This window comes from Marilutibacter penaei (assembly GCF_014145395.1).
GTDB lineage: Bacteria > Pseudomonadota > Gammaproteobacteria > Xanthomonadales > Xanthomonadaceae > Marilutibacter > Marilutibacter penaei.
This window is the reverse complement of the sequence record NZ_JACHTE010000005.1, coordinates 151,424-172,556: the sequence shown is the minus strand read 5'-3', so window position 1 is coordinate 172,556 and position 21,133 is coordinate 151,424. Positions and strand designations below refer to the sequence as shown.

Genomic DNA, 21,133 nt, shown 5'->3' with positions numbered 1-21,133 from the left:
CTGGCGGTGGAGAGCGATCCGGACGAAGCGCTCGATCTCACCGACCTGGATCCGGAGCTCGTCGATATCTTCGTCGAAGAAGGCGGAGACCTGCTTGACCATTCCGATGGCCTGCTCGCGAAGTTGCGCCAAGCCCCCGGAGACCGTGATGCGCTGATCGGCCTGCAGCGCGACCTGCACACGCTCAAGGGTGGCGCGCGCATGGCCGGCATCATGCCGGTCGGCGAGCTCGGGCACACCATGGAGTCGCTGCTCGAAGCCGTCGTGGAAGGCCAGTGCGAACTCGGCCGGGATGGCGTGCCGCTGCTGGAACAGGGTTTCGATCGCCTGCATGCGATGGTGACCCGGGTCGGTGATCGCCTCGCGATCGCGATGCCGGATGCCATGATCGCGGAGTTCGAAGCGCGCGCACGCGGCACCACCACGCTCGTCGACGCCGCGACCGACGATACGATGTCGGCGCCGGAGTCCACGCCGGTCGAGGCCGCCCCGGCCGACGCCCCGGTCGCCGAGGTGCGCAGCCCGCAGCCGGCCGACAAGCCTGCGGCCCGCCCGGTCCCGACCGGTATCGGCTTCTCGGCCCCGATCGGCGACGAAGTGCTTGCCGAGGACGAGGACGACATCACCATCCGCGCGCCCCAGGAACAGGTGCGTATCCGTGCCGACCTGCTCGACCGCCTGGTGAACTACGCCGGCGAGGTGGCCATCTACCGTGCCCGCCTGGAACAGCAGCTGGGTGCGTTCCGCGGCGCCATCTCCGAAATGGCGCAGACCAACACCCGCCTGCGGGACCAGTTGCGTCGTCTGGAGATCGAGACCGAGGCCCAGATCGTCGCTCGCTACCAGCGGGAGGCCGAGCAGAGCGACGGCGCGTTCGATCCGCTCGAACTCGATCGCTTCTCGACCCTGCAGCAGCTCTCGCGCGCGCTGTCCGAATCGGCCAACGACCACTCCAGCCTCCAGCAGACGCTCGATGACCTGACGCGCCAGTACGAGACCCTGCTGCTGCAGCAGTCGCGCGTCAGCTCCGAGTTGCAGGAAGGCCTCATGCGCACCCGCATGGTGCCCATCGATGGCCTGTTGCCTCGCCTGCGCCGGGTGGTCCGCCAGGCGTCCGGCGAACTCGGCAAGCACGTCCAGCTGAAGCTGGAGGGCTCGCAGGGTGAGCTCGACCGGAACGTGCTCGAGCGCATGACGGCGCCGCTGGAGCACATGCTCCGCAACGCCGTGGCCCATGGACTCGAATTGCCGGAAGCCCGCAAGGCGGCCGGCAAGCAGGAAGAGGGCAGCATCCGCATCGCGGTCCGTCGAGAAGGCTCGGAAGTCGTGCTCGTGGTCGCGGACGATGGTGCTGGTCTCGACCGTGCCGCGATCCGCAAGCGCGGCATCGAACGTGGCCTGATCCGCGAAGACGCCGTGCTCGGTGATTCCGACCTGGACATGCTGATCCTGCAGCCGGGCTTCTCCACGGCCACCGAAGTCAGCCGACTGGCCGGCCGTGGCGTCGGCATGGACGTGGTCGCGAGCGAAGTCCACCAGCTGGGTGGCAGCCTCGACATCCGTTCGGTGCCGGGGCAGGGCGTCACCTTCACCCTGCGCCTGCCGCAGACGCTGGCAGTCACGCAGGCGGTCTTCGTCAAGATCGGCGAGACCAGCTTCGCGGTGCCGATCGCATCGGTGCGCGGCGTCGGTCGCATCAGCCGCGAAGCGCTCGAAGGCGACGCGCCGACCTACGAGTACGGCGGCGAAGACTATGCGGTGCACGATCTCGGCCAGCTCACCGGCCACGCCTCGGCGAAGGCCGAGGGCCAGCTGCAGATGCCGTTGCTGCTGATCCGCTCCGGCGACCTGCGTGCCGCGGTCTGCGTGGACCAGGTGCTGGGCAACCGCGAGATCGTGGTGAAGTCCGTCGGTCCCCAGGTGGCTTCCGTGCCGGGCATCTTCGGCGCGACCATCATGGGTGACGGCCGCGTGGTCGTGATCCTGGATATCGCCCCGCTGGTGCGTCGCCAGGCGAGCCTGCCCACCGACGTGCCGTTCGAAGTGCAGCCGGAACCCGAGAACCGCCGCGTCCCGCTGGTCATGGTCGTCGACGACTCCATCACCATGCGCAAGGTCAGCGGTCGCGTGCTGGAACGCCACGGCTTCGAGGTGGCGACGGCGAAGGACGGCCTCGACGCGCTGGAGCGCATGACCGAGCTGGTGCCCGACCTGATGCTGCTCGACATCGAGATGCCGCGCATGGACGGCTACGAGCTGGCCACGGAAATGAAGGCCGACTCACGTCTGCGCGACGTGCCGATCATCATGATCACCTCGCGTACGGGCGAGAAGCATCGCCAGCGCGCGATCGAGATCGGCGTCAACCGCTACCTCGGCAAGCCATACCAGGAGCCGGAGCTGATGCGCAACGTGTATGACCTGCTCGGAATCGAAGAGAAGCATGACTGAGTCCTCGCGCCGTGTAGCGTTGCTGGTACGGCCCGGCGTCGCCGCCGACCGCCTGCGGGAATTGCTGGCCGAGGCTGGCATCGACAATGTCCTGCAGGGCGATCCGACGGAGCTGGACGCCGACCTGCTGGCGGGTTCGGCGCCCCAGGTGGTGCTGGTCGCGCTGGATCCGCAGACCGAGGACGCCCTGGACCGCTTCGACGCGGTCCTCGGCAATCCGGATGTGGACGTCATCTACGAAGAAGCCGAGCTGGCCGCGGCCCGCGAAGGGTGGGAGCAGGCGCGCTGGAAGCGCCATCTGGTGGCCAAGCTGCAGGGGCACGACCGTGTCCTGCCCCCGCGCCCCGATGGTGGCGCCGAGGAGCCCGCGGCAGGCCTGCAACTGCAGCGCGTGGCCGAGGTGAGCGACGAGGCGTTCCACGCATTCGATCCGGCCGTCGACACCGGCTTCGAACTCGTGGAGGCGTCTCCTGTTGACGCGCAGCCTGCCGACGAGGCGCCCGCACTCGCTGCGGAGGCGGACGACGACGTGCCGGAACCGGTGGCCGACGCCGCCGGGATGGACTGGAGCAACCTGGAGATCGTGGAAGAGCCGGCGACCGGGCTCGCCGCCGATACCCCCGAGCCTGCCCGCGACGGGCGCCAGGACGATGCCGACGACGTCCTCGATCTCGACTTCGAGGAGGCGGATGAAGGTCTCCCGGGTTTGGAAGACGTCACCGGGGACCTGGCCGACGACACCGAAGACACCCCGTCGCCGGTGTTCGATGCCAGCGTGTTCGACCCCGCGCTGGCCGAAGCCGCGGAAGCAGGGCAGGGGGATGCGGGCGGTTTCGAGATCACCTACACCGGTGATGACGATGGGCCGGTGGCGCGCGATCGCGATGGCGGACTCGAAGCGCACCTGGAAAGCCTGATCCGGGCGTCCGGTGGCGATACCGACGCCTCCCGCGGAGACGCGGACTCCGGACGCGCCGAGCCGGACGCCGCGGACGGGGCCGGCCAGGAGGCCGCCACGGATGCACCGAAAGAAGGGTCCACGTTCGGCGAACTGAGCCTGGACGACGGCAGCACCACGACTCCGGCGACGACACAGGCGCCGGTCGACGAGCGCTTCGGTCGTGATCTCGCCGAACTGGATGCGCGCATTTCGGGGCTGGAGCTGGTCGACGACAGCGCGGAGCGCGAAGCCGCCATCCCCGGCGCTGCCCTGGTGCTCGCGGGCATCGGCGGTCCCGATGCGGTGCGACAGTTCCTCGGCGCGCTCCCGGCGGATTTCGGGCGCCCGGTCCTGGTGCAGCAGCGCCTGGATGGCGGCCGATACGACCGTCTGGTCGCGCAGATGCAGCGAGCCACCTCCCTGCCGGTCCATCTTGCCGAGCCCGGCAAGCCGGCCATGGCCGGCTTCGTGTACATGCTGCCTGCAGGCGTCGGCATCTCCGCGTCGAAGGAAGGCATGCGCTTCCAGGCCGACGGCGACGTGCTGTCGGCCCTGCCTCCGGCGGACAGTGCCGTGGTCCTGCTCAGTGGCGCCGACGCCGCCGACGTGGACCAGGTGCTGAAACTCAAGGCCGGGGGGGCGCTGGTGGCGGGACAGTCCGCCGAGGGTTGCTATGACGCCGCAGCGTCCGACCAGCTGCGCGCGCGCGGTGGACAGGCGGGGCAACCGGTTGAACTTGCACAAAGCCTGGCCGAACGCTGGCCGGCCTGAGGATTATCCGATGTCGCAGAATACCGTTGCCGCTCCCGCGCAGGACATCCGGGGCGTGTTGATCCAGGTGGTCGACGCGCGCCTGATCCTGCCCAATGCGACGATCGCCGAGGTGCTCTCCTACGCGCCGCCGGAGCCTTTCGAGCAGGCGCCGGAATGGCTGCTCGGGCGGATCCGCTGGCACGGCTGGCAGGTGCCACTGGTGGCGTTCTCCCAGTTGGCCGGCATCGCGCAGGACCGTCCGGGCCTCGGCTCGAAGGTGGTCGTGCTGAAGGCGCTGGGGGGCAACCCGCGTGCGCCGTATTTCGCCATCCTGACCCAGGGCTTCCCGCGCCTGGTCACGGTGACCGCGGCCTCGGTCGTGCTCGATGAAGACCAGGACAACCTGCCGCAGGGCGTCCAGGCGCGGGTGTTGCACAACGACGACGTGGCGCTGCTGCCCGACCTCAAGGTGCTGGAACAGCAGGTCTTCGAAGCAGTCGCGCAGGCCAGCGCGGCTTGAGCCCGGGTTCCGGCGCTCCGGCGCGGCCGGCTGCGCCCGGCGCGGGCGCCGGCAGGCTGGCTTCTGTCGACGCCCTCCGGGGGCTGACCGTTGCCGCCATGTTGCTGGTCAACAACCCGGGTGACTGGGGTCACGTGTATGCGCCGTTGTTGCATGCCGAATGGCATGGCTTCACGCCGACGGACCTGATCTTCCCCCTGTTCCTGTTCATCGTGGGCGTGTCGATCAGCCTTGCCCTCGGACGCCAGCTGGAACGGGGCGTCGCACCGGCCGCGTTGCTGCCCCCGGTCGCTGCCCGGGCCGCGCGGATCGTCGGGTTGGGTTTGCTGCTGCACCTGTGCGCATGGTGGGCCTTCGATCTTGATTTCTACCGGCCCATGGGGGTACTGCAGCGGATCGGGCTGTGCTACTTCGCTGCTGCCGCGTGCGCCCTGTATGTGCCGGCCCGCCAGCAATGGGTGGCCTGGGGTGCCCTGCTGCTCGGGTATTGGGCCCTGCTGGTTGCCGGCGGAAGCTTCGACCCGTGGACCAACGTGGCCAGTCGCGTGGATACCGCGATCCTGGGCCCGCACGCGTACCGGTTCGATCCGGCCATCGGCCTCGGGCATGACCCGGAAGGCTTCGTCAGCACCCTGGGCGCCCTCGCGACGACCGTGCTGGGTCTGCGTGCCGGCGACCTGCTGCGACGCGGCGCGCTGAAACCCCTCCTGTGGCTGGCCGTCGCACTCCTGCTGCTCGGCCTGCTGTGGCGGCCGTGGCTGCCCTTCAACAAGGCATTGTGGACGCCGTCCTATGTCGTCTGGAGCGGTGGGCTATCCATCGTGCTACTCGCCGGCTGCCACTGGGCGATCGATCGCCACGGGATGCCGGCGGTGGGGCGGGCCTTCGGCGTCAACGCAATCGCCGCCTATGCCGGTTCGGCGTTCATGCTGTACCTGCTGGCGGGCCTGGGAGGGTTGCAGCCGCTGTACCAGCATGGCTTCGCGGACTGGATGACGCCCCGTTTCGGCCCGTGGGTGCCGTCGCTGGCGTACGCGCTCGCCTTCGTGGCGTTCTGGTGGGGTGTCGTGCGCTGGCTCGACGCCCGCGGGATCCATTTCAAGGTCTGACGCCTCACGCGAAGTCGCCCAGGCGCGCCTGCAATGCCGCGATCGCCGCGAGGCCCGCGGTCTCGGTACGCAGGATGCGCGGTCCCAGGCGCAACCCCTCGAAGCCGGCGTCGTGCAACTGCTCGCGGTCGCGTGGTGACCAGCCTCCTTCGGGGCCCACGGCCAGCAGCACCGGCTCGCCCGGATCGACGGCGAGCGACCCCAGGCAATGGCCACCGCCCGGATCGAGCGTCAGCCGGCGCCCGCCGGCGGGCAGGCCCTGGAGCACCCGGGTTAGTGGCAGGGGGGCTGCAACCACCGGCACCCGCGCCCGTCCGCTCTGCTCGCAGGCGGACACCACCACGCTTTGCCAATGGGCATGGCGCTTGTCCGCGCGGGCGCCTTCCAGCTTGACCTCGCTACGCTGCGACCACAGCGGATGCACGGCCACCACGCCCAGTTCGGTGGCCTTCTGCAGGATGAGGTCCATCTTCTCGCCCCGTGCCACGCCCTGGAGCAGCACCACGGGCAGCGGGGACTCGTTCTCGACGGGGATGCCAGCGTCGACCGCCACCCGCACCTGGCGCTTGCCGACCGCGACCAAGCGCGCCGGGTAGTCATGGCCATCACCATTGAACAGCACGCAACCGTCGCCTTCGACCAGCCGCAACACGCGCGCCAGGTGGTTGGCCGCGCCCTCGGGGAGGTCCAGCTCCAGCCCGGCGGTGAGCCCGGCGTCGACGTGGACGCGTGTCGTTCTCATGCCAGGGCCTCCCGGGTCGCCTGATCGATCACCTCGGCCGTGGTCCGCGCCAGGTGTTCCAGGTCGGCATCATCGACGCAATAGGGCGGCATCCAGTACAGCACGTCACCGAGCGGGCGAAGCAGCACGCCGCGGTCCAGCGCGGCGCGATAGGCGCGCAGGCCCACGCGCAACGAAGGCGCGAAGGGCGTCGCCTTGTCGCCGTTGCGGGTGAGCTCGAACGCGACGACCATCCCGGCCTGGCGCTGGTCCGCCACGTGGCGATGCGCGCCGATCGGCGCGGCCAAGGCGCCCATCCGTGCGGCGCGGCCGCGGTTGCGCGCGATCACGTCGTCCGCCTCGAAGATCTCCAGGGTGGCGAGGGCGGCCGCGCAGGCCAGCGGGTTGCCGGTGTAGCTGTGCGAGTGCAGGAAGGCCTTCTCGCGCGAGTCGTCGAGGAACCCGTCATACACCGATTGCGGCGTCAGTACCGCGGCCAACGGCAACGCGCCGCCGGTGAGGCCCTTCGACAGGCACAGGAAGTCCGGTGCGACCCCCGACTGTTCGCTGGCGAACAGCGTGCCGGTGCGGCCGAAGCCCACCGCGATCTCATCCGCGATCAGGAACACCCCGTGTGCGTCGCACAGCTCACGGGCAAGTTTGAGGTACAGCGGGTCGTGCATGCGCATGCCACCTGCGCACTGCAGCCGGGGTTCCAGGATCATCGCGCAGACTTCGCCCGCATGGCGCTCGAGCAGGTGTTCCAGCGCTGCTGCCGCACGCCGGGCGCACTCCCCTGCGGTCTCCCCGGGCCCCGCCGCGTAGGCGTCCGGTGACGGCGTGAACAGCGCCTCGGTCAGGAGGGGGGCGTACACGCGCCGGTACAGCGGCACGTCCCCCACCGCGAGTGCGCCCAGCGTTTCACCGTGGTAGCCGCCTTCCAGCGCGATGAACTTGTTCCGGCCCTCGATGCCGCGATTGCGGAACCAGTGGAACGCCATCTTCAGCGCGACTTCGACCCCGGCGGAGCCGTTGTCGGCGAAGAAGACCTTGCTGAAGCGCGGCCGGCCCGGCTCGGTGGGGGCGATCGACAACAGGCGTTCGGCGAGCTCGACCGCGGGCGCGTGCGAGCACCCGGCGAGGATCACGTGCTGGAGGGTCTGTGCCTGGCGCGCGATCGCGGCCCCGATGCGCGGCTCGGCATGGCCGAACAGATTCACCCACCAGCTGCTGACGGCGTCCAGGTAGCGGCGCCCGTCACGCCCGACCAGGTACGCCCCTTCGCCGCGCTCGATCGGAAGCAGCGGCAGCGTGTCGGGATGTTCGCGCATCTGGGTGCAGGGATGCCAGAGCACCTCGAGGTCGCGGCGGCGCCACGCATCGGCATTCGCTTCGCCCGGCTCTGCTAGCATCAGTGGATCGTGATTCGACTTGTCCATTTCCCCATTATCGTGCCTGCGCCGGCGTTTCTCGCGCCCCCGGGTCCGGGAACCGTGCCGTGAGCCCCCGCCTGCCGACCATCCACGGCGTCACCGAGCATGACGTCGGGCCCTACCGCATGGAGCGCCTCGACCTGGAGTTCGCAAACGGCGAGCGCCGTCGCTACGAGCGCCTGCACAATCGTGGCCATGGCGCAGTGGCCGTCGTGCCATTGCTCGACGACGAGACCGTGTTGCTGGTGCGGGAGTACGCCGCCGGCATGCATCGCTACGAGCTGGGCCTCGTGAAGGGGCGTATCGATCCCGGCGAAACCGCCCTGGAAGCCGCCGACCGTGAGCTCAAGGAGGAGGCCGGCTACGGCGCGCGTGACCTCCGCGTGCTGCGTGCGCTGACCCTCGCGCCCACCTACATGAGCCACGAGACGCAACTGGTGATCGCGCGCGACCTGTATTCCGAGCGCCTGCCGGGCGACGAGCCGGAGGAGCTGGAAGTCGTGCCCTGGAAGCTGGATGCGCTGGACCAGTTGATCCTGCGCGAGGATTTTTCCGAAGGTCGCTCCATCGCGGCCCTGTTCATCGCCCGGGAGTGGCTGAGGACCCGACCCCATGACTGAAACCCCGATCACCCCCGAGCTGCGCGAAGGCGTCGCCGCGCTGGCCGAACAGGCCGGGCGCGCGATCCTCGGCGTGTACGAAAGCGATTTCGCCGTCGAACACAAGGACGACCGTTCGCCGCTGACCGCAGCCGACCTGGCCGCGCACCGCTGCATCGTCGAAGGCCTGGCCGCGCTCACGCCGGACATCCCCGTGCTTTCCGAGGAATCCGCCGACGAAGTGCCCACCGCGACCCGGCGCGGCTGGTCGAGGTTGTGGGTGGTAGACCCGCTTGATGGCACCCGGGAATTCATCAAGCGCAACGGCGAGTTCACCGTCAACATCGCGCTGGTCGAGGGCGGGGACGTCGTCTTTGGCGTGGTCCATGCACCGGTCACCGGCGTGACCTGGGCAGGCGGACGCGGATTGGGCGCCACGCGCAGCGAGGGCGGGGAGGTCCGCCCGATGGCCGTGCGCGCCCCGGCGGTCGCGCCGTTGCGGGTCGCGGCGAGCCGCTCGCATCGCGACGAGCGGACGCAGGGCTTCATCGACCGCATGGGCGAGGTCGAGCCGATCGGACTGGGCTCCTCGCTCAAGTTCTGTCGGATCGCCGAGGGGGGCATGGATGTCTATCCGCGTTTCGGCCCGACCAGCGAGTGGGATACCGCCGCCGCGCAGGCGGTGCTCGAGGGCGCGGGCGGTGCCGTGCTCGACCTGCAGGGCCGTCCCTTCCGCTACAACCAGCGCGACACGATCCTCAACGGTGAGTTCATCGCACTGGGCGATACCGAGCTTCCCTGGCCCCGCTGGGCGGGCAGCGCCGCGTGAGCGACGTGTCGGCCTCGCCTCGCGGGGACATCCGGCGCCTGTTGGCGGTGATGGCGGCGCTGCGCGATCCCGGGGGCGGGTGCCCGTGGGACCTGGAGCAGACGTTCTCCACGATTGCGCCCTACACCATCGAAGAAGCCTACGAAGTCGCCGATGCGATCGATCGCGACGACCTGGCGGACCTCAAGGACGAGCTGGGCGACCTGCTGCTGCAGGTGGTGTTCCATGCGCGCATGGCCGAAGAGCAGCGTGCATTCGCCTTCGCCGATGTCGTCGACGCGATCAGCGACAAGATGGTGAGGCGCCATCCCCATGTGTTCGGCGACGAAGAGGTGGCCGACGCGGATGCCCAGACCGTCGCTTGGGAGGTCCTGAAGCAGCGCGAGCGCGAAGCGCGCGGCGAGCCGGATGCGTCGGCACTGGCGGGCATTGCCCGCGGGCTCCCGGAATGGCAGCGGGCGGTCAAGCTGCAGAAGCGCGCCGCGCGGGTGGGGTTCGACTGGCCCGGCATCGAGCCGGTGCTGGCCAAGCTGGCCGAGGAGATCGAGGAAGTCCGGGCGGAGTTCGAGGCGCTGGGTGCGGGGGACGCGAGTGCCCGGGACCGCCTGGAGGAGGAAGTGGGCGACATGCTGTTCGTCTGTGCGAATGTCGCCCGCCATGGCGGTGTCGACGTGGGCGCGGCCCTGCGCCGGGCCAACCACAAGTTCGAGCGGCGATTCCGTGCGATGGAAACGCTGGCCGCGGCGGAGGGCCGTGCGCTTGAGAACTTGCCCCTGGAAGCGCAGGATGCCTATTGGACGCGGGTCAAGGCCGACGAATAGGGGTGCGTCCACCGACACGGGCACCAGGAGGAGACATGGGCTGGTTGTCAAAGTTGTTCCGCAAGCGCGTGCCGACCGGCTTCGGCGAACACGCAGTGATGATCTCCTTCGAGTACGGGTCGAACGACGACGCGCCGATCGCGGCGTTGGGCGAGCAACTCCGCGCGGTGATCGGGGAGAAGGGACTGGGCGAGTACGACGGGCACGAAGTGGCGGAGGACGGCAGCGATGGCACGTTCTTTCTCTATGGCCCCGACGCCGAGCGCCTGCTGGAGGCCGTGCGGCCGCTACTGCAGGCGAACGGAGCGCTGAGCCACCTCACCGCCCACCTGCGGTATGGCGAAGCGGGGCGCAACGCGCCCGAGTCCGTTTTCGACCTGACCTGAGGACGGCGTCATGGCCTTCGCCAGCTTCCGGGAGTTCTATCCGTACTACCTCGCGGAGCATCGCAACCGCACTTGCCGGCGACTGCACTTCATCGGCAGTTCCGGGGTGATCCTGCTGCTGGTGCTGGCCGTCGTCCGGATGCAGCCGGCGTGGCTGCTGGCCGCTCTCGTGTGTGGATACGGATTCGCCTGGGTGGGGCACTTCTTCTTCGAGAAGAACCGGCCCGCGACGTTTCGCCACCCGTTCTACTCGTTCGTCGGCGACTGGGTGATGTTCGCGGACATCCTGCGCGGCCGGATTCGCTTCTGAGACGGCAGTCACATACTGCTGGCCGCACTCCGGTGCCCAACGGCCATGCCAAGGCTGTGTTCATGTGCGAGTCGGGAAAAAGCCCCTTGAACGGGGGTGATTTCACAAGGCTTGCACTCGCTGTGCCCCAGCCTTCACGAAACTGAAGCGAGGGGGTCCCATGCAGGGTACACGTGAAGGAGGCCTTGTCCTCATTGTCGAGGACAACCGCAACATCTCCGAGATGGTCGGAGAGTATCTCGAAGGGCGCGGCTTCGAGGTCGACTACGCCGGCGATGGGCTCGACGCCTATCGGCTGGCAACGGACAACAATTACGACGTCATCGTGCTGGACCTGATGCTGCCGCGCATGGATGGCATCGAGGTGTGCAAGAAGCTGCGCGAGGAAGCGCGCAAGTCCACGCCGGTGCTGATGCTTACCGCCCGCGACACCCTGGACGAAAAGCTCAACGGCCTTTCGGTCGGTGCCGACGACTACCTCACCAAGCCGTTCGCCATCCAGGAACTGGAAGCCCGCCTGCGCGCGCTGATCCGCCGGGAGCGACGCCAGGTGGGGGGCGAGGTTCTCAAGGTGGCGGACCTGGTGCTCGACCCGACCAGCCTGCGCGTGACCCGCGGCGGCAACGAGCTCCAACTGTCGCCGATCGGACTCCGGCTGCTGACCATCCTGATGCGCGAGTCCCCGCGCGTGGTGAGCCGCCAGGAAATCGAGCGCGAGATCTGGGGCAATGGGCTGCCGGACTCGGATACCCTGCGCAGCCACCTCTACAACCTGCGCAAGACCATCGACAAGCCCTTCGACAAACAGCTGCTGCATACCGTGCAGAGCGCCGGCTACCGGATCGCGGACATCTCGCAGTCGCCCGACTGACGCGAGACGCGCCGCCCGTTCCCGCCATGGCCCACGGACTGCATCGCCAGATCAAACTGGTGTTCATCCTGCATGCGTTGATCAGCGGACTGCTGATCGCGGCGGGCGCGATCGCCCTCGGCCTGGTGGTACGGCACGTCATCCTCGACCAGCGCATGGAGGCCGAGGCGGACGTGTTCTGGGAGCAGCGCGAGGTGGACCCGGCGCACCCGCTGCCGCGTACCTCCGGTATCGAGAGTTACCTGGATACCGGAGGCGCAATCGATGCGGGCCTGCCGGACGACGTGCGCGAGATGGCGGCGGGCCTGCACTGGCGGCTGCGGACGCGCGACACGTTCTACATCGACCGTCGACCGCAGGGCGTGCTGTACTTCAAGGTGGATGCCGGCGACATCGACCGGGCCATCGCGTTGACCGGGCTATCAGTGCTCCTGCTCGCCGTGCTGACCATCGCGGTGATCTCATGGCTCAGCTACCGCACGTCGAAGCGACTGGTGTCGCCGGTGAGCTGGCTCGCGAACGTGGTGACGCGATGGGACCCGCGCGCCCCCGACACCGAGGCGATCTCCAGTGGCGCGCTGCCGGCGGACTCGGGCCGCGAAGTGCGTTCGCTGGCACGCGCGCTGCGGGGGCTCGCGGGGCGCGTCGAGGCCTTCGTGGCGCGGGAGCGCGACTTCACCCGCGACGCCAGCCATGAACTGCGGACGCCGTTGACCGTGATCCGGGTCGCGACCGACCTGATGCTGGCCGACCCGGCGATGTCACCGCAGACGCACCGCTCGCTCGCTCGCGTGCAGCGGGCGGGACGCGACATGGAGGCGGTGATCGAGGCGTTCCTGATCCTTGCCCGCGAGGCCGAGATCGCGCCGCAGAGCGAAGAGTTCGACGCGATGGAGGTGGTCCATCATGAAGTCGACCGGGTCCAGCCCTTGCTGAAGGGGCGGGACCTGGAACTCGTGGTGATCGATGAAGGCGCCCCCCGGCTGTACGCGCCCCCCAACGTGCTCAACGTGATGCTGGGCAACCTGCTGGGCAACGCGGTGCGCTTCACCGAGTCCGGGCGGATCGAGGTGCGCGTCGCCCCCGACAGCATCGAGGTCCGCGACACCGGCATCGGCATGGATGCGGAAGCGCTCACCCGTGCGTTCGACCCGTTCTTCCGTGCCGACCCCAACAGCGACGCGGGCAAGGGCATGGGCCTGTCCATCGTGCGCCGGCTCGGCGAACGTTTCGGTTGGCCGGTGCAGTTGTTCAGCGAGCCGGGCGAGGGCACCACGGCGATCATCCGATTCATCGCCTGAACCCGTTGCCATTCCGGGTTCCGATCCGGCTGGCGGGCTGTCAACCGCGGTGCTGCGCAGGCGTTGTTCCAGGCATCTCCACTCCGTGCCGCTGCCGATGCCCGTCGCCTCCACGCCTACCCGTTCCCGCGCGATCCGCCGCCGGGGCGTGCCCATCCTCGTCGTGCTGATCGGCGTCGCCGCCGCCGTCGGGTTCTGGTTCCAGCGCGACGTGGGCGCGACGGCGTCCGGCTGGCGTACCGAGGAGGTGCAACGTGGCGATATCCGGGTCGGCATCTCGGCCACGGGGAGCCTGTCGGCGATCTCCACGGTGGATGTCGGCAGCCAGATCTCGGGGCAGGTCACCGAGGTGCTGGCCGACTATAACGACCGCGTGGCGCGCGACCAGGTCATCGCCCGCATCGACCCCAGCACCTTCGAGGCCCAGATCGCCCAGGGCGATGCCTCGGTGGCGAGCGCGCGTGGCAGCCTGGCCACGGCCGAGGCCACGCTTCGCAATGCGCAGGTCGATTTCGAACGCAAGAACGCGCTGGTCGGGCGCCAGCTGGTCGCCCAGAGCGACGCCGACCTGGCCCGTGCCGCGCGCGACCAGGCACAGGCGCAGGTCGCGTCCGCGCGCGCGCAGATCGCGCAGCAGGTGGCGTCGACGCGGACCGCACGGCTGAACCTCGACCGCACCGTCATCCGCTCGCCGGTGGACGGCGTGGTCCTGACGCGTTCCATCGAGCCCGGTCAGACCGTGGCCGCGAGCCTGCAGGCGCCGGTGCTGTTCCAGATCGCCGAGGACTTGGCCCAGATGGAGATCGTGCTGGGGATCGACGAGGCCGACATCGGGCAGGTCAAGCCAGGACAGGCCGTTGCGTTTACCGTCGATGCGTTCCCGGACCGCGAATTCCGCGGGGAGGTGGAGCAGGTGCGCCTGTCGGCGACCAACACCAACAACGTCATCACCTACCCGGTCGTGGTGTCGGTCGACAACGGCGAGCAACTGTTGCTGCCCGGCATGACCGCCAACGCCGAGATCGCGGTGAACCAGCGCGACGACGTGGTGAAAGTGAGCAATGCGGCGCTGCGTTTCCGGCCTGAAGACGGCGAAGCGGCGGAGCCCGCGCAGGCCCCCGGCGCACGGGGCGGCTGGATGGACGGCCTGCCCCGCATCGCGGCCAGCCTCGACCTGACGGAGCCGCAGCAGTCGGCTTTCGACGCGGGGCTGGCCGCGGTGCAGGCGGCGCGCGCGGCCCGGGCATCGACCGCGGCCGGCAACGCCGCGGGCGGTAACCGGGTCATGGGCGGTCCTCCGGGGCCCCGGGGCGGCGGTGCCGCCGGCTCGGCGGGCCTGGACGGCGCGATGCGGCAACGCATGCTTGAACGGCTCGACGCCCAGTTCGCCGACTTCGTGGCCACGCTCGACGACGACCAGCGCCGCCGCTGGCGCACGGCGCTCACCGATGAACTGTCGGCCCGCCGCGCGCCCGTGTACGTGTTGCGCGATGGGACGCTGCAGACGGTGATGGTCCGCGTGGGTGCGAGCGACGGCAGCATGAGTGAAGTCGCCGGGGACATCCGGGCGGGCGACCAGGTGGTGACCGGGCGCGAACGGAGTCGCGAATGACCGCGGTCATCCGCACCGAAGGGCTGGGCAAGGTGTACTCGGCCGGCACGCCGGCGGAGGTGGTCGCGTTGCGCGACGTCGACATGGCGATCGGCCGCGGCGAGCTGGTCTCGATCATGGGCCCGTCGGGCTCGGGAAAGTCCACCCTCATGAACCTCATCGGGTGCCTGGATACGCCCAGCAGCGGCGTGTACCTGTGCGACGGCGTGGACGTCGCCACCCTTGATGCTGAGCAGCGGGCACGCTTGCGCCTGGACAGGATCGGCTTCGTGTTCCAGGGCTTCAACCTGCTCAGCCGCATGAGTGCGCTGGAGAACGTGGCGATGCCGATGGGCTACGCCGGCGTGCCACGCCCGGAGCGCCTCGAGCGCGCCCGCGAGGCACTGTCCGAGGTCGGCCTGGCCGAGCGCGCCGGCCACCTCCCGGGCGAGCTGTCCGGGGGGCAGCAGCAACGGGTGGCGATCGCGCGCGCCCTGGTCAACCGCCCCTCGATCCTGCTTGCGGACGAGCCCACCGGCGCGCTCGACAGCCGCACGGGCGAAGAGATCCTGGGGCTGTTCAAACGCCTGCAGGACACCGGACAGACCGTTGTGTTGATCACCCACGACCCGGGGGTCGCCGAACATTGCGATCGCGTCCTGGAGATGCACGACGGGCGCCTGCACGAGCACGCCGGGGTGGTCGCATGAATTTCATGGAGGTGATCCGCACCGCGGTGTTCGCGTTGCGCGGGAACTGGGTCCGCAGCGCGTTGACCTCGCTCGGCGTGATCATCGGCATCGCCGCGGTGATCGTGATGGTCTCGGTGGGCCAGGGCACCCAGGCCGAGATCGACAAGCTGGTATCGGGCCTGGGCTCCAACCGGCTGGACATCAGTCCGGGCGCCGACCGTCGCATGGGCGGCGCACGGATGAGTGCCGACAGTTTCTACACGATCGACGAGGACGACGCCGAGGCGATCCGCCAAGAGATCCCGGAAGTGGAGTACGTGGCCGCCACCTTGCGCGGCGGCAGCCAGGTGGTGTTCGCGGAGCGCAACTGGTCGAGCCAGTGGCAGGGGGTCCAGCCGGATTTCTTCGCCATCGAACAGTGGGAGATGGCGACCGGAGCGGCCTTCGAGCCCCGCGACTACGGCGCCGGCACCAAGACGGTGATCCTGGGCGACACCGTGCGGCGCGAGCTGTTCGGCGATGCCGAGGCGGTCGGGCAGACGATCCGTATCGGTCGCGTGCCCTTCACCGTGGCCGGCACCCTCAAATCGAAGGGACAGGGCGGCTGGGGGCAGGACCAGGACGACATCATGCTGGTGCCGCTGGAAACGGCACGGCGCCGCCTGATGGGGGCGATGGCCCTGCCGCCCGGTGCGGTCCAGCAGATCACGCTGGGCGTGGCGCATCCCGACGACCTGGGCTACGTGCAGGGCGAGGTGGAGGCCCTGCTGCGCCAGCGGCATCGCATACAGCCGGGGGCCGAGGACGATTTCCGCGTGCGGAACATCGCCGAGATCATCGAGACGCGGACCGCCACCACCCGGCTGATGTCGCTGCTGCTGGGCGCGGTGGCGACCATCTCGCTGGTCGTGGGCGGCATCGGCATCATGAACATCATGCTGGTGTCGGTGACCGAGCGCATCCGCGAGATCGGCCTGCGCATGGCGGTGGGCGCCGGACCGTCCGACGTGCGCAGGCAGTTCCTCGCCGAGGCCATGCTGATCTCGCTGATCGGCGGCGCGCTCGGCATCGCGATCGGGATCGTCGGCGCCCTGGTGGTGGGCCGACTGGGCTCGTTGCCGGTTGCGCTGAACGGGCAGGTGATCGGCCTCGCGGCCGGTTTCTCCATCGCCACGGGGCTCTTCTTCGGCTATTACCCCGCGCGCAAGGCATCGCAACTCGATCCGATCGAGGCGTTGAGGCAGCAGTAGCTCCGGCATGCTTCGCTCGGCCGGCATGGGGCAGGGTGCCCGCGTTGGCAGCGGGGGGTATGCTGCGTCGGCACCCACGGAGACGACCGATGCGCCTGCTGTTCCCGCTTGCCCTCGCGGCCCTGGTTCCCGCCGCCCTGGCCCAGGACGGCCCTCCGGCTGCGGCGACGCAGGCGGGCAGGACCGCCCTGGTGATCCACGGCGGCGCCGGGTTCGTACCCAAGGCGTCGCTCAGCGACGACGACCTGCGTGAGGTGCATGCGACGCTCGACGAGGCGCTGGACGCCGGCAACCGCGTTCTCGCCGGCGGAGGCGCCGCCCTCGACGCCGTGCAGGCCGCCATCCGGGTGCTGGAAGAGTCCCCGCGCTTCAACGCGGGCAAGGGCGCGGTCTTCAATGCGGTCGGCGGGCACGAACTGGACGCCTCCCTGATGGAGGGGCACACCCGGCGCGCGGGTGCGGTGGCGGGCGTGAGCACCGTGCGCAGCCCGATCCTGCTGGCGCGCGCGGTGATGGAGCACAGCCCCCACGTGATGATGGCCGGGCAGGGCGCGGAAGCGTTCGCGGACACGCGCCCCGAGATCGAACGCGTGCCCAACGGGTGGTTCGACACCGAACAGCGTCGGCGCGCACTGGAGCAGGCGCGCGAGAAAGAGGCCCGCGATCCGGCCGCGGTCCTGGCCGACGATGCCCCCGCGTATTTCGGCACGGTGGGTGCCGTGGCCCTCGACAGGCAGGGGCACATTGCCGCCGGGACCAGCACCGGTGGCATGACCAACAAGCGCTTCGGACGGGTGGGCGATGCCCCCGTGATCGGGGCGGGGACCTGGGCGGATGATCGCTGCGGCGTGTCAGGCACCGGCTGGGGCGAGTTCTACATCCGCAACGCGGTGGCCCACGATATCTGCGCGCGGGTGGCCTACCGTGGCGATACGCTCGCGGACGCGGCCGGCGAGGTCGTCAACCGCGTCGTCCCGGCGGCAGGCGGCGACGGAGGCGCCATCGCCCTGGACCGTGAGGGCAACATCGCCATGCCGTTCAATAGCGGCAGCATGTTCCGGGGGTGGATCCATCCCGACGGCAGCCGCGGCACCGCCATCCACGAAGAAGACGACTGAGCGTCGCGGAGTCGCAACCTGCCTGTGGCAGAATTGCGCGCGTCGCGCGGCGGCCCGGTGCCGGCGCTTCCTTCCCGTTACCCGAGAGAGGCGCCATGGCCGACGAGTTCGGACACCTTCCCCGCGGCCCCGGTCGCGTCTTCAAGGCCACCGTGTGGTCGATGCAGGGGCTCAAGGCCGCCTGGCTGCACGAATCCTCGTTCCGGCTGGAGGTCTATCTGTTCGTGGTGCTGGCGCCGCTGGGCGCCTGGCTCGGCACCAGCGGCGTGGAGCGTGCGCTGCTGATCGGCAGCCTGATCATGGTGCTGGGCGCGGAACTGTTGAATTCGGCCATCGAGGCGGTGATCGCGCGCTTTGGCGACGACCACCACGTCCTCGCAGGCCGGGCCAAGGACATGGGCTCGGCGGCCGTGTTCGCGATGATGATGAACGTCCTCCTGGTCTGGGGCCTCATCCTCCTGCCCCGCCTGCTCTAGAATTGGCACCCTGCTGAATCTGCTGCGGAAGCCCCGGACCCGTGTTTGAACTGCTGACCGATCCGAACGCCTGGATCACCCTTCTCACGCTGAGCGCGATCGAGATCGTGCTGGGCATCGACAACCTGGTGTTCATTTCGATCGCGGTGAGCAAGCTGCCGCCGCAGCGTCGCGAGGTCGCGCGCAAGTTCGGCATTGCCGTGGCCTGCGTCACCCGCATCTGCCTGCTGTTGACGCTGGCGTGGCTGGCGGGGCTGACGCACGACCTGTTCAGCGTGTTCGGCCAGGGCATCTCGATGCGCGATCTCGTGCTGATCGTCGGTGGCGGCTTCCTGCTCGTGAAGGGCGGCATGGAGATCCGCGATCTCATCGCCGGCGAGCCCGACTCCGAGGATGTCCACGCGCGCCCGGCCGCGTCCTTCGGCATGGTCATCGCGCAGATCGCGGTGATCGACATCGTGTTCTCGCTGGATTCGGTGATCGCCGCGGTGGGCCTGGCGGACGAGCGCATCATCATGGTGTTCGCGATCCTGCTGGCCGTGGGCGTCATGCTGCTCGCGGCCCGTCCGCTCGGCCAGTTCATCGACCACAATCCGACCGTCAAGATGCTGGCGCTGGCCTTCATCGTGCTGGTGGGCATCTACCTGATCGGCGAGGGCTTCGACCAGCACATCCCGCGCGGATACATCTATGGGGCCATGGGGTTCTCGGCGCTGGTCGAGTGCCTGAACCTGTGGGCCAAGCGACGCGAGCGCGAACGCCTCGGCCGCGTCTAGCCGCCGGCAGGTGAGGGGCGCGTGACGGCACGCCGTTGCACGGGCAGCGGCGTGGTGGTGCAATCGGCAGCATCGTCCGCTTCGCGAGGATCGCCGCCATGGATGCCACCCGTACTGCACGCGTCTTCGCGCGGGGGCCCGCGCTCCTGAGGGGCCTGGTCGTGGCCTGCATGGCCCTGGTGCTGGCGGGCTGCGGCTACAACACCATCCAGCAGAAGGACGAGGCGGTCGACGCCGCCTGGTCGCAGGTGCTGAATGTCTACCAGCGCCGCGCCGACCTCGTGCCGAACCTCGTGGCGACGGTGAAAGGGTACGCCGCGCACGAAGAGCAGGTGTTCACCGCGGTGACCGAGGCGCGTTCGAAGGTCGGGAGCATCAATGTCGATGCCAGCGACGCGGCGTCTCTGGAACAGTTCCAGCAGGCGCAGGGGCAGCTGCAGAGCGCGATCGGCCGCCTGCTGCTGGTCAGCGAGAACTATCCCCAGCTCAAGGCCGACCAGAACTTCCTGCAACTGCAGGCGCAGCTTGAAGGCACGGAGAACCGCATCACGGTGGAGCGCCAGCGCTACATCCAGGCCGTGCAGGACTACAACACCTACATCCGCCGCTTCCCGACCAACTTGACGGCGATGGTGTTCGGCTACGATCGCAGGCCGAATTTCAGCGTGGAGAACGAGGCGGAGATCCAGCAGGCCCCGACCGTCGACTTCGGCCAGAACACGCCACCCGGCGGCTGAGCCGATGCGCCCGACAGGGGTCAGCGCGGTCGTCGTCTGGCTGGTGGCCGCGCTGGCGCTGTGCAGCCCCGGGCCGGCCGCCGCGCAGGCGCTGGCACCGCTGCCTGCGCTGGACTCCCCGGTCGTCGACACCACCGCGACGCTCGATCCTGCTGCCCGGCAGGCGCTGGAGACCCGAGCCCGGGACCTGCAGCGGCGCAAGGGCAGCCAGCTGCAGGTGCTGATCGTGCCGAGTACCCAGCCGGAAGACATCGCACAGTACGCGGTCCGGGCGTTCGACGCGTGGAGGCTGGGGCGCGAGGGGGTCGACGACGGCGTGCTGCTGGTGGTCGCCAAGGACGACCGGCGGGTCCGCATCGAGGTCGGCTACGGACTGGAGGGCGCCATCCCGGATGCGACCGCGCACCGGGTGATCCAGGAGTACCTCGTGCCGAAGTTCCGACAGGGGGATTACGCGGGGGGAATCGGTGACGCCAGCGCGGTGCTGGCAGGGTTGATCGAGGGCGAGCCCTTGCCCGCGCCGATGGCGCCGGAGCCCCGGAGGCCTGGCTCCGGGAACTGGCTGCTCGGGCTGGTGGCGGCGTTCTTCGTCGCGCAACTGGCCCGGGTCATGCTGGCCCGGCTGCCCGCGGTGCCGCGCGGCGTGATCGGCGGCGGGCTGTCCGCGGGTGCCGCGTGGTGGCTCTCTTCGGCGTGGCTCGTGGGCGGGTTCGGCGGACTGGTCGGTTTCCTCGTCGGCATCGCGGGCCTCGGCGGTGGAGGCGGAGGTGGGCGAGGTGGACGCTACGCGCGCGACCGTGGCTGGGGTGGTTTCGGCGGCCCGGGACTCGGTGGCGGCTGGGGAGGCGGGTCCTCCGGTGGGTTCGGCGGCGGCTGGTCCGGGGGCGGTGGCATGAGCGGGGGCGGCGGCGCCTCCGGGAGCTGGTGAGGTGACCATGGCACGCCTGGGCCGACTGTTCCGCCACCTGTTCGCGCCTTCCTCGCGGCGCCTGTTCCCCGAGGATCGCCTGAAGCGCATCACCGCCGCCGTGGTGGCCGGCGAGCGTCGCCATCGCGCCGAGATCTGCTTCGCCGTGGAGTCCGCGCTGTCCCCCGCGGCGGTGTGGGCGGGCGTGGACGCGCGCGCGGAGGCGCAGGCGGTGTTCGCACGGCTCGGCGTATGGGATACGGAAGCGAACAACGGCGTGCTGCTGTACCTGCTGCTGGCCGACCACCGTATCGAGATCGTCGCGGACCGCGGCTTTGACGGGCGGGTCAGCGATGCACAGTGGCGGGGCGTCTGCGAACGCATGGCCGACAGGCTGCGGGCGGGCGATGCGGACGCCGCCGTGGTCGAGGCGATCGAGGCGCTGTCTGACCTGGCCGCCCGACACTTTCCCCGCGAGGCGGACGAGGCGGATACGAACGAACTCCCCGACGATCCGCACCTGCTGTGATCGCACCCCGGAA

The 21,133-nt window shown here is 69.7% G+C and carries 22 protein-coding genes; 20 read left to right on the top strand and 2 right to left on the bottom strand.

Annotation, left to right across the window (positions count from 1 at the left end; translation table 11 throughout):
- The first annotated feature begins 6 nt into the window (after positions 1-6).
- Genes H4F99_RS14680 through H4F99_RS08330 form a run of 4 tightly spaced genes read left to right on the top strand, consistent with a single transcriptional unit; the run spans position 7 to position 5,773 of the window.
- The gene (locus H4F99_RS14680) at positions 7-2,451 is read left to right on the top strand and encodes a response regulator (RefSeq protein WP_425488012.1); all 2,445 of its coding nucleotides are present in this window, start codon (positions 7-9) and stop codon (positions 2,449-2,451) included.
- The gene (locus tag H4F99_RS08340) at positions 2,444-4,162 is read left to right on the top strand and encodes a chemotaxis protein CheB (RefSeq protein WP_182669280.1); all 1,719 of its coding nucleotides are present in this window, start codon (positions 2,444-2,446) and stop codon (positions 4,160-4,162) included. The genes H4F99_RS14680 and H4F99_RS08340 overlap by 8 nt, the downstream gene beginning before the upstream one ends.
- Positions 4,163-4,172: 10 nt before the next feature.
- On the top strand, positions 4,173-4,664 hold the full coding sequence (locus H4F99_RS08335) for a chemotaxis protein CheW (RefSeq protein ID WP_182669279.1): 492 nt from the start codon (positions 4,173-4,175) through the stop codon (positions 4,662-4,664).
- Positions 4,661-5,773 carry an acyltransferase family protein gene (locus H4F99_RS08330; RefSeq protein ID WP_281369239.1) on the top strand — a complete coding sequence of 371 codons (1,113 nt, stop codon included), beginning with the start codon at positions 4,661-4,663 and terminating at the stop codon, positions 5,771-5,773. The genes H4F99_RS08335 and H4F99_RS08330 overlap by 4 nt, the downstream gene beginning before the upstream one ends.
- A 4-nt stretch (positions 5,774-5,777) precedes the next feature.
- On the opposite strand, the gene H4F99_RS08325 is transcribed toward H4F99_RS08330, so the two are convergent.
- Together H4F99_RS08325 and bioA are read right to left on the bottom strand one after the other, a co-directional pair.
- Positions 5,778-6,515 carry a 16S rRNA (uracil(1498)-N(3))-methyltransferase gene (locus tag H4F99_RS08325; RefSeq protein WP_182669277.1) on the bottom strand — a complete coding sequence of 246 codons (738 nt, stop codon included), beginning with the start codon at positions 6,513-6,515 and terminating at the stop codon, positions 5,778-5,780.
- Entirely contained in the window at positions 6,512-7,906 is a 1,395-nt protein-coding gene (gene bioA / locus H4F99_RS08320) for an adenosylmethionine--8-amino-7-oxononanoate transaminase (protein WP_425488006.1), read from the bottom strand. The genes H4F99_RS08325 and bioA overlap by 4 nt, the downstream gene beginning before the upstream one ends.
- Before the next feature lie 146 nt (positions 7,907-8,052).
- Between bioA and nudE the strand changes: the two genes are divergently transcribed.
- The 16 genes from nudE (at position 8,053) to H4F99_RS08240 (ending at position 21,120) form a co-directional block, all read left to right on the top strand.
- The gene (gene nudE, locus H4F99_RS08315) at positions 8,053-8,547 is read left to right on the top strand and encodes an ADP compounds hydrolase NudE (RefSeq protein ID WP_182669395.1); all 495 of its coding nucleotides are present in this window, start codon (positions 8,053-8,055) and stop codon (positions 8,545-8,547) included.
- The gene (cysQ, locus tag H4F99_RS08310) at positions 8,540-9,355 is read left to right on the top strand and encodes a 3'(2'),5'-bisphosphate nucleotidase CysQ (RefSeq protein ID WP_182669275.1); all 816 of its coding nucleotides are present in this window, start codon (positions 8,540-8,542) and stop codon (positions 9,353-9,355) included. The genes nudE and cysQ overlap by 8 nt, the downstream gene beginning before the upstream one ends.
- A 5-nt stretch (positions 9,356-9,360) precedes the next feature.
- Positions 9,361-10,176 (top strand): nucleoside triphosphate pyrophosphohydrolase, encoded by an 816-nt coding sequence (gene mazG / locus H4F99_RS08305; RefSeq protein ID WP_425488011.1) that lies wholly within the window; start codon positions 9,361-9,363, stop codon positions 10,174-10,176.
- A 35-nt stretch (positions 10,177-10,211) separates the two neighbouring features.
- A complete protein-coding gene (locus H4F99_RS08300; protein ID WP_182669274.1) occupies positions 10,212-10,562 on the top strand; it encodes a hypothetical protein in 351 nt (116 codons plus the stop codon).
- 10 nt (positions 10,563-10,572) lie between these two features.
- Positions 10,573-10,872 (top strand): Mpo1-like protein, encoded by a 300-nt coding sequence (locus H4F99_RS08295; protein WP_182669273.1) that lies wholly within the window; start codon positions 10,573-10,575, stop codon positions 10,870-10,872.
- Between the two features lie 160 nt (positions 10,873-11,032).
- Positions 11,033-11,743 (top strand): response regulator transcription factor, encoded by a 711-nt coding sequence (locus H4F99_RS08290; RefSeq protein WP_182669272.1) that lies wholly within the window; start codon positions 11,033-11,035, stop codon positions 11,741-11,743.
- Positions 11,744-11,769: 26 nt separating this feature from the next.
- Positions 11,770-13,044 carry a sensor histidine kinase gene (locus H4F99_RS08285; RefSeq protein ID WP_182669271.1) on the top strand — a complete coding sequence of 425 codons (1,275 nt, stop codon included), beginning with the start codon at positions 11,770-11,772 and terminating at the stop codon, positions 13,042-13,044.
- A 148-nt stretch (positions 13,045-13,192) separates the two neighbouring features.
- On the top strand, positions 13,193-14,656 hold the full coding sequence (locus H4F99_RS08280) for an efflux RND transporter periplasmic adaptor subunit (RefSeq protein WP_343064171.1): 1,464 nt from the start codon (positions 13,193-13,195) through the stop codon (positions 14,654-14,656).
- Positions 14,653-15,345, top strand: a complete 693-nt coding sequence (locus tag H4F99_RS08275) for an ABC transporter ATP-binding protein (protein WP_182669269.1) — start codon at positions 14,653-14,655, stop codon at positions 15,343-15,345. Before H4F99_RS08280 ends, H4F99_RS08275 begins: the two co-directional genes overlap by 4 nt.
- Complete coding sequence (locus H4F99_RS08270; protein ID WP_182669268.1) at positions 15,342-16,577, top strand: ABC transporter permease; 1,236 nt, start codon at positions 15,342-15,344, stop codon at positions 16,575-16,577. Before H4F99_RS08275 ends, H4F99_RS08270 begins: the two co-directional genes overlap by 4 nt.
- An 89-nt stretch (positions 16,578-16,666) precedes the next feature.
- Positions 16,667-17,695, top strand: coding sequence for an isoaspartyl peptidase/L-asparaginase family protein (locus H4F99_RS08265; protein WP_220481086.1), 1,029 nt, complete (start codon positions 16,667-16,669; stop codon positions 17,693-17,695).
- Between the two features lie 95 nt (positions 17,696-17,790).
- Positions 17,791-18,171: a diacylglycerol kinase gene (locus tag H4F99_RS08260; protein WP_182669266.1), complete on the top strand. Its 381-nt coding sequence runs from the start codon at positions 17,791-17,793 to the stop codon at positions 18,169-18,171.
- 41 nt (positions 18,172-18,212) lie between these two features.
- Positions 18,213-18,947 carry a TerC family protein gene (locus H4F99_RS08255; RefSeq protein WP_182669265.1) on the top strand — a complete coding sequence of 245 codons (735 nt, stop codon included), beginning with the start codon at positions 18,213-18,215 and terminating at the stop codon, positions 18,945-18,947.
- Between the two features lie 98 nt (positions 18,948-19,045).
- Positions 19,046-19,684 (top strand): LemA family protein, encoded by a 639-nt coding sequence (locus H4F99_RS08250; protein WP_182669264.1) that lies wholly within the window; start codon positions 19,046-19,048, stop codon positions 19,682-19,684.
- 4 nt (positions 19,685-19,688) lie between these two features.
- Positions 19,689-20,612, top strand: a complete 924-nt coding sequence (locus tag H4F99_RS08245) for a TPM domain-containing protein (RefSeq protein ID WP_182669263.1) — start codon at positions 19,689-19,691, stop codon at positions 20,610-20,612.
- A 7-nt stretch (positions 20,613-20,619) separates the two neighbouring features.
- Positions 20,620-21,120, top strand: coding sequence for a TPM domain-containing protein (locus tag H4F99_RS08240; RefSeq protein WP_182669262.1), 501 nt, complete (start codon positions 20,620-20,622; stop codon positions 21,118-21,120).
- Positions 21,121-21,133: the final 13 nt, after the last annotated feature.

Bases quoted from the DNA above. Each gene is read 5' to 3' on its own strand.
- H4F99_RS08340 (WP_182669280.1), top strand. From the start codon at position 2,444: ATGACTGAGTCCTCGCGCCGTGTAGCGTTGCTGGTACGGCCCGGCGTC.
- H4F99_RS08335 (WP_182669279.1), top strand. From the start codon at position 4,173: ATGTCGCAGAATACCGTTGCCGCTCCCGCGCAGGACATCCGGGGCGTG.
- H4F99_RS08325 (WP_182669277.1), bottom strand. From the start codon at position 6,515: ATGAGAACGACACGCGTCCACGTCGACGCCGGGCTCACCGCCGGGCTG.
- bioA (WP_425488006.1), bottom strand. From the start codon at position 7,906: ATGCTAGCAGAGCCGGGCGAAGCGAATGCCGATGCGTGGCGCCGCCGC.
- nudE (WP_182669395.1), top strand. From the start codon at position 8,053: ATGGAGCGCCTCGACCTGGAGTTCGCAAACGGCGAGCGCCGTCGCTAC.
- cysQ (WP_182669275.1), top strand. From the start codon at position 8,540: ATGACTGAAACCCCGATCACCCCCGAGCTGCGCGAAGGCGTCGCCGCG.
- H4F99_RS08300 (WP_182669274.1), top strand. From the start codon at position 10,212: ATGGGCTGGTTGTCAAAGTTGTTCCGCAAGCGCGTGCCGACCGGCTTC.
- H4F99_RS08295 (WP_182669273.1), top strand. From the start codon at position 10,573: ATGGCCTTCGCCAGCTTCCGGGAGTTCTATCCGTACTACCTCGCGGAG.
- H4F99_RS08290 (WP_182669272.1), top strand. From the start codon at position 11,033: ATGCAGGGTACACGTGAAGGAGGCCTTGTCCTCATTGTCGAGGACAAC.
- H4F99_RS08285 (WP_182669271.1), top strand. From the start codon at position 11,770: ATGGCCCACGGACTGCATCGCCAGATCAAACTGGTGTTCATCCTGCAT.
- H4F99_RS08275 (WP_182669269.1), top strand. From the start codon at position 14,653: ATGACCGCGGTCATCCGCACCGAAGGGCTGGGCAAGGTGTACTCGGCC.
- H4F99_RS08270 (WP_182669268.1), top strand. From the start codon at position 15,342: ATGAATTTCATGGAGGTGATCCGCACCGCGGTGTTCGCGTTGCGCGGG.
- H4F99_RS08265 (WP_220481086.1), top strand. From the start codon at position 16,667: ATGCGCCTGCTGTTCCCGCTTGCCCTCGCGGCCCTGGTTCCCGCCGCC.
- H4F99_RS08260 (WP_182669266.1), top strand. From the start codon at position 17,791: ATGGCCGACGAGTTCGGACACCTTCCCCGCGGCCCCGGTCGCGTCTTC.
- H4F99_RS08250 (WP_182669264.1), top strand. From the start codon at position 19,046: ATGGATGCCACCCGTACTGCACGCGTCTTCGCGCGGGGGCCCGCGCTC.
- H4F99_RS08245 (WP_182669263.1), top strand. From the start codon at position 19,689: ATGCGCCCGACAGGGGTCAGCGCGGTCGTCGTCTGGCTGGTGGCCGCG.
- H4F99_RS08240 (WP_182669262.1), top strand. From the start codon at position 20,620: ATGGCACGCCTGGGCCGACTGTTCCGCCACCTGTTCGCGCCTTCCTCG.